Here is a 13,794-nt window from a genome sequence, read left to right as displayed (position 1 = left end):
CGATGCTAGACACGGGCGCATGAATGAACAGCCGATCGAGTTGGAAGAGGGCGGCACGGTCGATGTGCTGATTCCGCTCGGGCTGGATCAGGCCTACAGCTATGCGGTGCCTGCCGGACTCGTCCTGAAGCTCGGCGATGTCGTGCAGGTGCCGCTTGGCCCGCGCGAGACGACCGGCGTGGTCTGGAGCCGGGGCGCCGGACGCGGCGGCAATCTCAAGCGCGTCACCGGACGGCTCGACATGCCACCGCTCGATCCGGCCCTGATGAAGCTCGTCGACTGGGTGGCGTGGTACACGCTCGCCCCGAAGGGGTCGGTGTTGGCACTGGCGCTCAGGCGCCCGCCCGACGATACGCCGGAGCGTCCCAGGCTCGGCGTCAGGCTCGTCGGCGCACCACCTGCTCGGATGACGCCGGCGCGGATGCGGGCGATCGCGGCGGCCGAGGGCGGTCTGCTGATTGCCAAATCGGCTCTTGCCGAGGCTGCCTCGGTCAGTGCGGCGGTGATCGATTCCCTTGTCGATGCCGGCACCTTCGCGGTTGAGCCGCTGCCGCGCGATGCGATTGCGGCGTTGCCGGATCCCGATCATGCCAAACCGACGCTGTCGGAGGGGCAGTCGAGCGCTGCCGCTGCGCTCGTCGCCTCGGTGCAGGCGAATGGTTTCGGCGTGACCCTGCTCGAAGGCGTCACCGGCTCGGGCAAGACCGAGGTCTATTTCGAAGCGGTCGCCGAGGCGATCCGGCAGGACCGGCAGAGCCTGATCCTGATGCCGGAAATCGCGCTGACGGCACAGTTCATCGACCGGTTCGAGGCGCGTTTCGGCGTGCGGCCGGGCCTGTGGCACTCGGCGGTGACAGGGCGCAAGCGCGAGCGCCTGCAGGCGGCGATCGCGAGCGGCGAGGCCAAGGTCGTGGCCGGCGCGCGCTCGGCGCTGTTCCTGCCCTACAGGACGCTCGGGCTGATCGTCGTCGATGAGGAGCACGAGGCCGCCTACAAGCAGGAGGACGGTGTCAGCTATCATGCCCGCGACATGGCCGTGGTGCGCGGGCGCATCGAGAACGCCCCGGTCATCCTGACATCGGCGACGCCCTCGCTGGAAACGCGCATCAATGCCGAGCGCGGGCGCTATGTGCATCTCAAGCTGCCGGAGCGTTTCGGCGGGCGCCAATTACCGACGCTGGGTCTCGTCGACCTGCGTCGTGACAAGCCTGAGCGCGGGCGCTGGATTTCCGACGCGCTGGTCAAGGCGATCCAGGTCAATCTGGAGGCCAAGGAGCAGTCGCTGCTCTTCCTCAACCGGCGCGGCTATGCGCCGCTGACGCTGTGCCGCGATTGTGGCCACCGCTTCCAATGCCCGAACTGCTCGGCCTGGCTGGTCGATCACCGTTTCCGTCGCGCGCTGGTCTGCCATCATTGCGGCCATGTCGAGCGCCGGCCGCATGAATGCCCGGCCTGCCACGCGCCCGAAAGCCTCACTGCCTGTGGTCCTGGCGTCGAGCGATTGGCCGAGGAGGTCGCGACGCGGTTTCCGCAGGCGCGCTCGATCGTGCTCTCCAGCGATTTCCCGGGGGGTACAGAGCGGCTGAAACAGGAGCTGATGGCCGTTGCCGAGGGTGAATTCGATATCGTCATCGGCACGCAGCTCGTCGCCAAGGGCCATAATTTCCCCGGCATGACGCTGGTCGGGGTGATCGACGCCGATCTCGGCCTGACCTCGGGCGACCCGCGGGCGGCCGAACGCACCTTCCAGGTGTTGCGACAGGTGACGGGCCGCGCAGGACGCGGCGAGAAACCCGGCCGCGCTCTGCTGCAGACGCATGACCCCGGCCACCCCGTGCTGAAGGCGCTGATCTCCGGCGATCCGGAGCGGTTTTATGCCGCAGAGACGGCCTCGCGGGAGGCTGCAGGCCTGCCGCCCTTCGGCCGGCTCGCCGGGCTGATCATCTCGGCCAACAGCCAGCCGGAATCCGAAAGTCATGCCCGCGCACTGGCGCGCTGCGCCGAGGTTCCAGAGGGTGTTTTCGTACTGGGGCCGGCAGAAGCGCCGCTCGCAGTGCTGCGCGGCCGCCATCGCATGCGCCTGATCGTCAAGACGACGCGCGACGTGAACCTGCAGGACTACCTGCGCGCCTGGCTCAAGCGGGCGCCAAAGCCGAAGGGCTCCGTGCGCGTCGCCGTCGATGTCGATCCGCAGAGCTTTCTGTGACGGCTACCTGACCGTCAGATAAATCCGTTTCTGCCCATTGCCTGAGTGGATATAGACGTCGTCCTCGCCCCTGAAATTTGCGGGCGGCGTGTAGATCACCTCGATGACGGGCTGCGTGCGATTGCCGCAGCGTTTCTGGGTGGCTTCGCGGGTGGTGATGCGCCCTTTTTCGGCCTCGCCATTGACCGCTTGGATGATGCCGGTCCGGCAGTTCCAATAGCTGTAGATGAGTGTTGGCCTGTCGGCGGACACGGAGCGGCGCGAACGTTCGAACTGCGCCACGGACGATTCCGCCGCCAGCAGGCCGGCAAGCGCCGTCAGGCCCGCCGCCGCGAGTTTCACGCGCTTCATAATGCCTTCCCCCGATGTTGCATGTCGACGCAAATACAACAAATGGTTGCGTCAATGATGCGACAGGAATCCGGGTCGGAATTGTGCTCGGGTCCGCAGGTCCGGCGCCTCCCGGCTCCTCTGCAACGGCCTTGGTTGGGCGAAGCAGGGGCTCAACTGGCTACCAAGGGGCGAAGCGCGGTTGCGCCTCCCAAAACCACATGCTAGTGCACCGCCACATTTCGGTCGCTGAGCGGGATTGCAGCTCACCGTCCGCGGATACATTGCAGCGCCAGGACGATGCACTCCGCCCTCGCCAGAGGGTCGCCGGGGCGGTCCTTTGAACGAGAGACATGACGCGTGGCTGAAGGCGGATCGCAAGGGTCATTGGTTTCGGGCGTCGCAGGGCGTTACGCCACGGCTCTCTTTGAACTGGCCAGCGAGGGCAATGCCGTCGACGCCGTTTCCGCGGATCTCAACGCCTTCAGCGCGATGCTGGCCGAGAGCGAGGATCTTCGGCGGCTGATCGAGAGCCCTGCCTTTTCGGTCGAGGAGCAGACCGGCGCGGTCAACGCCGTTCTCGCCAAGGCCGGCATCTCCGGCATCGCCGGAAACTTCATTGGTCTCGTCGCCAGCAAGCGCCGCCTTTTCGCGCTGCCGGGGATGATCCAGGGCTACAAGAACCTCGTCGCCGAGGCCAAGGGCATCGTCAGCGCCGAAGTCACGGTCGCCGAACAGCCCACCGCAAAGCGTGTCGAGGAAATCCGCGCCGCGCTCGCAAGTGTCGCCGGCAAGGATGTCGATGTCGCGATCAAGATCGATCCGGCGCTGATCGGCGGGCTCGTCGTCAAGATGGGCTCCCGCATGGTCGACGCCTCGCTGAAAACCAAACTCAATTCAATTCGTCTTGCCATGAAAGAGGTCGGCTGATGGAAATCCGCCCCGCTGAAATCTCCGCGATCCTGAAGGCCCAGATTTCAAACTTTGGGTCTGAAGCCTCCGTCACCGAGGTCGGCCAGGTTCTCTCCGTCGGCGACGGCATCGCCCGCGTCTACGGCCTCGACAAGGTCCAGGCCGGCGAGATGGTCGAGTTCGAGACCGGCGTGCGCGGCATGGCGCTCAACCTCGAGAGCGACAATGTCGGCGTCGTGATCTTCGGTTCTGACCGTGAGATCAAGGAAGGCCAGACCGTCAAGCGCACCGGCGCCATCGTCGACGTTCCGGTCGGCAAGGAACTGCTGGGCCGCGTCGTCGACGCGCTCGGCAACCCGATCGACGGCAAGGGGCCGATCAAGGCCAAGCAGCGCTCGCGCGTCGACGTCAAGGCGCCCGGCATCATCCCGCGCAAGTCGGTCCATGAGCCGATGGCGACCGGCCTCAAGGCGATCGATGCCCTGATCCCGATCGGCCGCGGCCAGCGCGAGCTGATCATCGGCGACCGCCAGACCGGCAAGACCGCCGTGGCGCTCGACACGATCCTGAACCAGAAGGCCAATAACGAAGGCACGGACGAGAGCCAGAAGCTCTATTGCGTCTATGTCGCGATCGGCCAGAAGCGTTCGACCGTCGCCCAGTTCGTGAAGGTGCTCGAAGAGCGCGGCGCGCTGGAGTACTCGATCGTCGTTGCAGCGACCGCCTCGGACGCTGCCCCGATGCAGTTCCTGGCGCCTTTCGCCGGCTGCGCCATGGGTGAGTATTTCCGCGACAACGGCATGCACGCCGTCATCATCTATGACGACCTTTCCAAGCAGGCCGTCGCCTATCGCCAGATGTCGCTGCTGCTGCGCCGCCCGCCGGGTCGCGAAGCCTATCCCGGCGACGTGTTCTATCTCCACTCCCGTCTGCTCGAGCGCGCCGCCAAGATGGGCGACGAGGCCGGCAACGGTTCGCTGACCGCGTTGCCGGTCATCGAGACGCAGGCCAACGATGTGTCGGCCTATATCCCGACCAACGTGATCTCGATCACCGACGGCCAGATCTTCCTTGAGACGGACCTGTTCTACCAGGGCATCCGCCCGGCGGTGAACGTCGGTCTGTCGGTGTCGCGCGTCGGTTCTGCCGCGCAGACCAAGGCGACCAAGAAGGTTGCCGGCAAGATCAAGGGCGAGCTCGCCCAGTATCGCGAAATGGCGGCCTTCGCCCAGTTCGGTTCCGATCTTGACGCGGTCACCCAGCGCCTGCTCAACCGCGGCGCGCGCCTGACCGAACTTCTGAAGCAGGCGCAGTTCTCGCCGCTGAAGATGGAAGAGCAGACCGTCGTGATCTACGCCGGCGTGAACGGCTATCTCGACGCGCTGCCGGTGAACAAGGTCCGCGCCTTCGAGGACGGCCTGCTCGCGCTGGTGCGCGGCAAGCATGTCGATCTTCTCAACGAGATCGGCAAGACCAAGGATCTTTCGGACGCGAATGCCGCGAAACTGAAAGAACTCGTCACGGACTACGCCAAGTCGTTCGCCTGAGGCCGCGCGGGGCGCTCAGCGCTCTGCCAATATGAGGATCGTCGATGCCTTCCTTGAAGGATCTGCGAAACCGCATCGCCTCGGTCAAGGCGACGCAGAAGATCACCAAGGCCATGCAGATGGTGGCGGCTGCAAAGCTGCGCCGGGCGCAGGCTGCGGCCGAAGCGGCGCGTCCCTATGCCGAGCGCATGGAGACGGTGCTGGCCAATCTGGCGTCGGGCGTCTCGGGTTCGAGCGCGCCGAGGCTGATCGCCGGAACAGGGGCCGACAAGGTCCATCTTCTGGTGGTCTGCACGGCTGAGCGCGGGCTTTGCGGCGCATTCAACTCCTCGATCGCGCGTCTGGCGCGCGACAAGGCGAATGCGCTCAAGGCCGAGGGCAAGACGGTCAAGATCATCTGCGTCGGCAAGAAGGGCTATGATGTCCTGCGCCGCCAGTTCGAGAAAGACATCATCGAGCTGATCGACCTGCGTGCCTTCAAGCAGGTCGGCTACGTCAACGCCGAGGCGATCGCCCAGAACATCCTGGCGCGCTTTGCCGAGGGTGAGTTCGACGTCGCGACTTTGTTCTTCTCGAAGTTCAAGTCGGTGATCTCGCAGATCCCGACGGCGCAGCGCATCATTCCCGCCGAGATCCCGGCGGGCACGAAGGTGACCGACGCCGTCTACGATTACGAGCCCGACGAGAGCGAGATCCTGGAGACGCTGCTGCCGCGCAACCTCACGGTTCAGGTGCTGCGCGCGATCCTTGAGAACGCTGCCTCCGAGCAGGGCGCGCGCATGTCGGCAATGGATTCCGCCACGCGCAATGCCGGCGAAATGATCAAGAAGCAGACGCAGCTCTATAACCGCTCGCGTCAGGCGATGATCACCAAGGAACTGATCGAGATCATCTCCGGCGCGGAAGCGCTTTAACCGCCTGAAGGCCGGCGCGGCACTCGCCCGCAGGCTCGTCCGAAACGCCTAACCGCGCTATCCGAGGTTTTCCCATGGCCAAAGCCGCAACCAAGACCACCAAGACCAAGACCGACGAGAAGCCCGCCAACACCGGCACGGGCCGCGTCGCGCAGGTCATCGGCGCCGTCGTCGACGTGAAGTTCGATGGTGCGCTGCCGGAAATCCTGAACGCGCTCGAGACGCAGAACCTCGGCAACCGCCTGGTTCTCGAAGTCGCCCAGCATCTCGGCGAGAACACGGTCCGCACCATCGCGATGGACTCGACCGAAGGTCTGGTTCGCGGCCAGTCGGTCACCGATACCGGCTCCCCGATCATGGTTCCGGTCGGCGACGAGTGCCTTGGCCGCATCATGAACGTCATCGGCGAGCCCGTCGACGAGGCCGGCCCGATCCTCACCACCGCGACCCGCGGCATCCATCAGCCGGCCCCGTCCTATGCCGATCAGGCGACGGACGCGCAGATCCTCGTCACCGGCATCAAGGTCGTCGACCTGCTGGCACCTTACGCCAAGGGCGGCAAGATCGGCCTGTTCGGCGGCGCCGGCGTCGGCAAGACCGTGCTGATCATGGAGCTGATCAACAACGTCGCGAAGGCCCATGGCGGCTACTCGGTGTTCGCCGGTGTCGGCGAACGCACGCGTGAAGGCAACGACCTCTATCACGAGATGATCGAGTCGGGCGTGAACAAGAAGGGCGGCGGCGAAGGCTCCAAGTGCGCCCTGGTTTACGGCCAGATGAACGAGCCTCCGGGCGCCCGCATGCGCGTCGCGCTGTCGGGCCTCACCGTCGCGGAAGACTTCCGCGACAAGGGCCAGGACGTGCTGTTCTTCGTCGACAACATCTTCCGCTTCACGCAGGCAGGCTCGGAAGTGTCCGCTCTGCTCGGCCGCATCCCGTCGGCGGTGGGCTATCAGCCCACGCTCGCCACGGACATGGGCAACCTGCAGGAGCGCATCACCACCACCAACAAGGGCTCGATCACCTCGGTGCAGGCGATCTACGTGCCGGCCGACGACTTGACCGACCCGGCGCCCGCGACCTCGTTCGCTCACTTGGACGCCACGACCGTGCTGTCGCGTTCGATCGCGGAAAAGGGCATCTATCCGGCCGTCGACCCGCTCGACTCGACCTCGCGCATGCTCTCGGCCGCGATCGTCGGCGAGGAGCACTACGCCATCGCCCGCCAGGTCCAGCAGATCCTCCAGCGCTACAAGGCCCTGCAGGACATCATCGCGATCCTGGGCATGGACGAGCTTTCCGAAGAGGACAAGATCTCGGTCGCCCGCGCCCGCAAGATCGAGCGCTTCCTGTCGCAGCCCTTCTTCGTCGCTGAAATATTCACCGGCTCGCCGGGCAAGCTCGTCGCGCTCGAAGACACCATCAAGGGCTTTAAGGGCCTGGTCGAAGGCAAGTACGATCATCTGCCGGAGGCCGCCTTCTACATGGTCGGCTCGATCGACGAAGCCATCGAGAAGGCGCAGCGTCTGGCCGCCGAAGCGGCCTGAGGCGTCTTCAGTGTGGGGCGGGGGCACTTCGGTAAGCGCCTTCGCCGCCGTGCTCATGTTTTGCGCGCCAGCGCATGGACAAAGTCTCGGTGGCTATTTGCGTGATGACAAAGTTGCGAGCACGGTTCGCAAACTTGTAGAAAATTATAGTGGGCTTTGGTGCGCTAGTATGGCGCGGTGCTCCCCGCCGACGCCAGACGAGCTGAGAAATCCGCCAATCACTGTTCCAGAAGCGAAGACCGTCCTCGAACGAGGATTTATCAGCGGATTGGCTGAGGTCTGTAAGCTAGATTGGCGGCAGCGGAATTTTCAGCCGATGATGCGCTACTGGAGAGCACAAAGTAAGACAGAGCGGCAGATGGCGCTCATTGGTGCGTTGCACGGCTACATGCAACAAACTTGGCAAGGCACTGAATGTTCGGATGAGCTTCGAGCGAAAGCCGGCAGGCTGCTCGACTTCAGACGCTAAGGGATGACAATGGCCACTTTCAAATTCGAACTCGTCTCGCCTGAGCGCATCCTGTTCTCGGGCGATGTCGTCAGCGTCATCGTTCCCTCGACCGAGGGTGAAATGACCGTGCTGGCCGGCCATGCGCCGCTGGTCGCGACGCTGAAGGCCGGCATCGTCTTCGTCCAGACGACCGAGAGCAATGGCAAGGAATTCTTCGTCAATGGCGGTCTCGTCGAGATCAATGCCGAGGCGACGACGATCCTGGCCGAGCAGGGTCGTTTCCTGGAGGATGTCGACAACGCTGTTCTCGATCAGGAAATCCTGACGGCCGAGACGAAATATGCCGGTTCGCATGATGAAGACGAGAAGAAGCGCCTGCACGACACGCTCGTCCAGCTGCGCGAATTCAAGCATGTTTTCGCCGAACGCAAGGCCGCCTAGAGCTGTTCGCCTCGCGGTGAACGCCGCTTGCGGAGCAGGCGGATAACCGAAGGGTCGCGCGAGCGGCCCTTTTTGCTGCCTGAATCGATGGGCTTGGAGCCGGTCAGTGGCTCCCGCCTGTCGAACAGGGCGCGGCGAAGGGCGCGAAGGCCGCCACCACCCTTTCATAGACCGCCCGCTTGAACGGAACCACGCGGGCCGGCAATTCCGCCAGAGGCGTCCAGGCCCATTCGTCGAACTCGGCCGGCTCGTCGCCATTTGGCTGCGTGATATCGAACTCGCTGTCGCGGCCCGTGAAGCGGAAGGCGACCCAGCGCTGCCTTTGGCCCCGGAACGCGCAGAGCTTGTGCGGCGCGCCTGCGTAGGGCGGGAAGTCATAGTGCCACCAGTCCTCGGTCGTAGCCAGGAAGGCTGCGCTGGTCACGCCGGTCTCCTCGGCGAGTTCGCGCCGGGCTGCCGCGACGATGTCCTCATCGGCATCGATACCGCCCTGCGGCATCTGCCAGTCGAGACCGGGCAACACGATCTCGGGGCCGGCGCTATGAGAGCGGCCGGCGAAGACGAGTCCCTGCGCATTGAACAGGGCGATGCCGACATTGGGACGGTAGGGCAGGCTCATGCCGGGAGCATAGGGTCGGGCCGAGGCGGGCGAAACATTTCGCGACGGCTCAATCTTCCTTTGCCGTCAGGATGCAGGCGAGAAGGCCGGGAAAGCGGCGTTCGATGTCGTCGCGGCGCAAGGCGTTCATGCGCGTCACCCCCTCGTTGCGGGTCCGAATCAGCCCGGCCTCGCGCAAAACGCGGAAATGATGCGAGACGCTGGATTTGGGCCGGTCGCCTTCCAGAGCCTGGCAGCTGGCTTCGCCCTCGGCCGCCAAGCGGCGTACCACGTCCAACCGGAACGGGTCGCTCAGCGCATGGAAGACATCTTCGAGCGCAATCTCTTCGGGGGCGGGCAGGCGGGCATGGCGCATGTGAGGAAGCCTATCACAGAGTTTTGCTGTTGCCAAAGTTCGAAAAATATCGAACTATCGAATTATCAATTGCACCCGCGCGGAGCCAGATCATGCCTAGCCTGTTCGATCCCTTCAGTCTGAAGGACATTACCCTTCGCAACCGCATCGTCGCCTCGCCGATGTGCCAGTATTCGGCGCAGGATGGCATCGCCAACGAGTGGCACCGTGCGCATCTCGCCGGGCTGGCGCGCGGTGGTACCGGCCTTGTCGTGATCGAGGCCACCGGCGTTTCGCCGGAGGGGCGCATCACACCCGGCTGCCTCGGGCTTTGGAACGATGGGCAGGCGCAGGCGCTGGCGCCGATCGTCGCGGAGATGCACAAGGCCGGCGCGGCCAGCGGCATCCAGATCGGCCACGCCGGTCGCAAGGCGAGCGCCAACCTGCCATGGGAGGGCGACGACCATATTCCGGCGGGGGACGCCAGGGGCTGGGAGACGATCGCTCCGTCCGCCGTGGCCCAGGGCGGCGGGCTCGGGAAAGTGCCCCGCGCGATGGGTTTGGCTGACATCGAGCGGGTGCGGAACGACTTTGTTTCGGCAGCGGAACGGGCCCGCGATCTCGGCGTCCAGTGGCTTAAATTGCATTTCGCCCATGGCTACCTGGCGCAGAGCTTCCTCTCGCCGCATGCCAACAAGCGCGATGACGCCTATGGCGGCAGCTTCGAGAATCGCAGCCGCTTCCTGGTCGAGACGCTGGCTGCCGTCCGCAAGGTCTGGCCGGAGAACCGGCCGCTCTCGGCCCGGCTTGGCGTGCTCGAATATGACGGACGTGATGAGGAGACGCTGTCCGAGGCGATCGCGCTGGTGAAACGCTTCAAGGCGGAAGGGCTCGATTTCATCGATGTCAGCGTCGGTTTCTCGACCAATGAGGCGAAAATTCCGTGGGGCCCGGCCTTCCTCGCGCCGGTCGCCGAGCGGGTGCGCCGCGAGACTGGCCTGCCAGCCTCGACGAGCTGGTACATCAGCGAGCCCGGGCAGGCCGATGCGCTGGTGCGCGAGGGCAAGGTCGATCTTGTGACCCTCGGTCGGCCGCTGCTGGCCGATCCGCATTGGCCTTATGCGGCGGCAAAGGCGCTTGGCGTCGAGAATCCAGCCTGGACGACGCTGCCGGCGCCCTACGCCCATTGGCTGTCGCGCTACCGCGCCGCCTGAGGGCGCGACATCCCCGAGCGGCCAGGCATATGAAAGAGGGGCCGTCCGGCCCCTCGCTTCATTCGCCCATTGCGATCAGGCTGGCATTGCCGCCAGCTGCGGCAGTGTTCACCGTAACGGTCTGCTCGCTGGCGAAGCGCATCAGGTAGTGCGGGCCGCCGGCCTTGGGGCCAGTGCCGGACAGGCCATGGCCCCCGAAGGGCTGCACGCCGACGACCGCGCCTATGATGTTGCGGTTGACGTAGATATTGCCCGTCGAGAGCTGTTCCGTCACGCGGGCGACGGTGGTCTCGATGCGGGAATGGACGCCCAGCGTCAGGCCATAGCCGGTCGCCTCGATGGCGTCGATGACTTCGTCGAGCTGGCCAGCCTTCCAGCGAACGACATGCAGGATCGGGCCGAAATGCTCCTGCGTGAGATCGGCGATACCGTCGAGCGCGATGACATGGGGCGCGACGAAGGTTCCGTCGAGGGCAGGCGTCTCGCCCGCCCAGGTCACGCGTCCGAGCTTGCGCATGGCGGCGACATGGCCGTCCAGACGCTGCCGGGCGGCGGCGTCGATGACCGGGCCGATATGGGTGTCGATGGCGCGGGGGTCGCCGAGCTTGAGCTCTTTTGCGGCGCCTGTGATCATCTCGATCATCTTGTCGGCGACATCCTCCTGGACCACCAGCAGGCGCAGCGCCGAGCAGCGCTGGCCGGCGGAGCGGAAGGCTGACATCACGACGTCGTCGGCGACCTGTTCGGCCAGTGCGGTGGCGTCGACGATCATGGCGTTGAGGCCGCCGGTCTCGGCGATCAACGGCACGATCGGGCCGTCCTTGGCGGCTAGCGCGCGGTTGATCGCACGCGCCGTCGCGGTCGAGCCGGTGAAGGCGACGCCGGCGACATCGGGATGGGCGACGAGCTTTGCGCCGAGTGCGCCGTCGCCGGGCGTCAGATGCAAGGCGGAGCTCGGGACGCCCGCCTCGTGCAGCAGGCGCACCGCGACCGCCGCGATCAGGGGCGTCTGCGGCGCCGGCTTGGCGATGACGCTGTTGCCCGCGACGAGCGCGGCCGCGACCTGGCCGATGAAGATGGCGAGCGGAAAGTTCCAGGGCGCGATGCAGAGGAAGGGCCCACGTCCACGCAGGATCAGCCGGTTGTCCTCGCCGGTGGGGCCAGGCAGGACGCTGGGCGTTGCAAACTTGGCTTCGGCCTCGGCAGCGTAATAGCGGCAGAAATCGACGGCTTCGCGAACCTCGGAGATCGCATCGTCGAGCGTCTTGCCGGCCTCGGCCTGAAGCAGAGCGAGCAGCAGGCCGCGCCTGGCTTCCATCAGGTCCGCGGCCTTGCGCAGCGCCGCGGCGCGAATGCGGGCCGGCGTCCGGTTCCAATTGGGGAAGCCGGCCTTGGCCGCCTTCATGGCCTGCTCGGCGATCGCGGCGTCGGCTTCCGCGACGGTGCCGATCGACTTGCCGTCGATCGGGGAGAGAACCGGCCGTGCTGCGATGCCGACCGGCTTCCCGTCGACGATCGCGCTGGCTGCGGGGAAAGGCTTTCCGCTCGCGGCTGCGATCTCAGCCAGCAGCCCGTCGAGGCTTTCGTCATGGCCGAGTTCGACGCCTGCCGAGTTCTTCCGCGAGGGGCCGTAAAGATCGGCCGGCAAGGGTATGCGGCGATGGCGTGCAGCGCCGGGACTGCCGATGATGTCGGCTGGAGGCACCAACAATTGCGAGACCGGCACGTCGGGGTCGCCGGAGACGCTGACGAAGGACGAGTTCGCCCCGTTCTCCAGGAGCCGGCGGACGAGATAGGCCAGCAGATCCTGATGACCGCCGACGGGAGCGTAGGTGCGGCAGGCGTAGCCGGCCTTGTCGGCCAACAGGCGCTCATAGAGCGACTCGCCCATGCCATGCAGGCGCTGGAACTCGAAATTCTCGGCATCCCCCGCCATTTCGGCGACGCTGGCGACGGTCTGGGCGTTGTGCGTGGCAAATTGCGGGATGATGCGGGGGCGCAAGCGCAGCAGTTGCGCGGCGCAGGCCTCGTAGTTCAGGTCGGTCATCGCCTTGCGGGTGAAGACGGGATAGTCGGCGAGGCCGCGCTCCTGGGCGCGCTTGAGCTCGGTGTCCCAATAGGCGCCCTTGACGAGGCGGACCATCAGGCGCCGGTCATGTGCCTCCGCGAGGGCCGCGATGTGGTCGATCACGGCCGAGGCGCGCTTCTGATAGGCCTGGATCGCAAGGCCGAAGCCATCCCAGCCCGCGAGCGACGTGTCGGCCACGACCGCGTCGATCACGTCGAGCGAAAGCTCGAGACGGTCGGCCTCCTCGGCATCGACCGTGAAGTTGAGATCGTAGCCCTTGGCCTGCCGGGCGAGCTCGATCACTTTGGGCGTCAGTTCGGCGAGCACGCGCTCGTGGTTCGTCGCGTCGTAGCGTGGATGCAGCGCCGAGAGCTTGACCGAGATGCCCGGCCGGTTCGGCAGGGGCTCGTTGCCGGCAGAGCGGCCGATCGCGTCGATCGCGGCCGCGTAGGAAGCGAAATAGCGGTCGGCGTCGTCCTGCGTGCGCGCGCCCTCGCCGAGCATGTCGAAGGAATAGCGATAGAGCTTGCCGGTCTTGGAACCCGCCCGCTTCAGCGCTTCCTGAATCGTCTGGCCGAGCACGAAATGATTGCCCATCACGCGCATCGCCTGGCGCGTCGCGGTGCGCACCGTGGGTACGCCGAGGCGCTTGGCAAGGCCGCCGATGATCCCCGTCGGGGTTTCGCCGGGCTGGATGACACGAGCGGTGATGCCGAGCGCCCAGGCCGAGGCCGAGACCAGGAAGGCGTCCGATTTAGATTCGTGATTGGCGAAATCGCCCTGGCCGAGCTTGTCCTCGATCAGCCTGTCGGCGGTTGCGGCGTCGGGCACGCGCAGGAGCGCTTCCGCCAGCACCATCAGGGCCAGGCCCTCCTTGGTGGAGAGCGAATATTCGCGCAGCAATTCCTCGATGCCGCCGAATCCGACCTTGCGGGTGCGGATGGCGTCAATCAGATCGGTGGCGCGCGCGTCGATCCGTGCCTTGGCGGCAGGCTCGCGCCTGGCCTCCGCCAGAAGCCGCGCCGCTACTGCCGCATCGTCCTCGGCATAGGCCACGCGGAAAGCGGGAACGGGGACTGCGTCGATGCGGCGGGGGGCGGGGGCGGCCATGAACGGCTCCAGCTGGATGTCGTCGGGATGATCTCCAGAATCATCCGGGAGAAGCCGCATTTCAATGGTCATCTTTCGGAAAATGCCGTATAAATCATTGT

Annotated in this window: 11 protein-coding genes; 7 read left to right on the top strand and 4 right to left on the bottom strand. The window is 65.7% G+C overall.

Going from position 1 to position 13,794, the window contains the following annotated elements:
- Positions 1-19: 19 nt before the first annotated feature.
- Positions 20-2,206, top strand: a complete 2,187-nt coding sequence (locus C4S73_RS11985) for a primosomal protein N' (RefSeq protein ID WP_103872723.1) — start codon at positions 20-22, stop codon at positions 2,204-2,206.
- 3 nt (positions 2,207-2,209) lie between these two features.
- On the opposite strand, the gene C4S73_RS11980 is transcribed toward C4S73_RS11985, so the two are convergent.
- Positions 2,210-2,557 carry a hypothetical protein gene (locus C4S73_RS11980; RefSeq protein WP_103872722.1) on the bottom strand — a complete coding sequence of 116 codons (348 nt, stop codon included), beginning with the start codon at positions 2,555-2,557 and terminating at the stop codon, positions 2,210-2,212.
- A gap of 339 nt (positions 2,558-2,896) precedes the next feature.
- Here C4S73_RS11980 and C4S73_RS11975 point away from each other — a divergent pair, with 339 nt between their 5' ends.
- The 5 genes from C4S73_RS11975 to C4S73_RS11955 all read left to right on the top strand — a co-directional run bounded on the left by C4S73_RS11975 (position 2,897) and on the right by C4S73_RS11955 (position 8,348).
- Entirely contained in the window at positions 2,897-3,466 is a 570-nt protein-coding gene (locus C4S73_RS11975) for a F0F1 ATP synthase subunit delta (RefSeq protein WP_103872721.1), read from the top strand.
- On the top strand, positions 3,466-4,995 hold the full coding sequence (gene atpA, locus C4S73_RS11970; RefSeq protein WP_103872720.1) for a F0F1 ATP synthase subunit alpha: 1,530 nt from the start codon (positions 3,466-3,468) through the stop codon (positions 4,993-4,995). The genes C4S73_RS11975 and atpA overlap by 1 nt, the downstream gene beginning before the upstream one ends.
- Positions 4,996-5,039: 44 nt before the next feature.
- Positions 5,040-5,909 (top strand): F0F1 ATP synthase subunit gamma, encoded by an 870-nt coding sequence (locus C4S73_RS11965; RefSeq protein ID WP_103872719.1) that lies wholly within the window; start codon positions 5,040-5,042, stop codon positions 5,907-5,909.
- A gap of 74 nt (positions 5,910-5,983) precedes the next feature.
- Positions 5,984-7,456: a F0F1 ATP synthase subunit beta gene (gene atpD, locus C4S73_RS11960; RefSeq protein WP_103872718.1), complete on the top strand. Its 1,473-nt coding sequence runs from the start codon at positions 5,984-5,986 to the stop codon at positions 7,454-7,456.
- Positions 7,457-7,934: 478 nt separating this feature from the next.
- Positions 7,935-8,348: a F0F1 ATP synthase subunit epsilon gene (locus C4S73_RS11955; protein WP_160115750.1), complete on the top strand. Its 414-nt coding sequence runs from the start codon at positions 7,935-7,937 to the stop codon at positions 8,346-8,348.
- 103 nt (positions 8,349-8,451) lie between these two features.
- Here C4S73_RS11955 and C4S73_RS11950 read toward each other — a convergent pair whose 3' ends face one another.
- Positions 8,452-8,967: an RNA pyrophosphohydrolase gene (locus C4S73_RS11950; RefSeq protein WP_103872716.1), complete on the bottom strand. Its 516-nt coding sequence runs from the start codon at positions 8,965-8,967 to the stop codon at positions 8,452-8,454.
- A gap of 49 nt (positions 8,968-9,016) precedes the next feature.
- Positions 9,017-9,322 carry an ArsR/SmtB family transcription factor gene (locus tag C4S73_RS11945; protein WP_103872715.1) on the bottom strand — a complete coding sequence of 102 codons (306 nt, stop codon included), beginning with the start codon at positions 9,320-9,322 and terminating at the stop codon, positions 9,017-9,019.
- Between the two features lie 92 nt (positions 9,323-9,414).
- Here C4S73_RS11945 and C4S73_RS11940 point away from each other — a divergent pair, with 92 nt between their 5' ends.
- Positions 9,415-10,515 (top strand): NADH:flavin oxidoreductase/NADH oxidase, encoded by a 1,101-nt coding sequence (locus C4S73_RS11940; protein WP_103872714.1) that lies wholly within the window; start codon positions 9,415-9,417, stop codon positions 10,513-10,515.
- A gap of 58 nt (positions 10,516-10,573) precedes the next feature.
- On the opposite strand, the gene putA is transcribed toward C4S73_RS11940, so the two are convergent.
- The gene (putA, locus tag C4S73_RS11935) at positions 10,574-13,693 is read right to left on the bottom strand and encodes a bifunctional proline dehydrogenase/L-glutamate gamma-semialdehyde dehydrogenase PutA (RefSeq protein WP_103872911.1); all 3,120 of its coding nucleotides are present in this window, start codon (positions 13,691-13,693) and stop codon (positions 10,574-10,576) included.
- Positions 13,694-13,794: the final 101 nt, after the last annotated feature.

It is taken from the genome of Allobosea lathyri (genome assembly GCF_900108245.1).
GTDB classification, from domain to species: domain Bacteria; phylum Pseudomonadota; class Alphaproteobacteria; order Rhizobiales; family Beijerinckiaceae; genus Allobosea; species Allobosea lathyri.
This window is presented reverse-complemented; position numbering and strand designations above follow the sequence as displayed.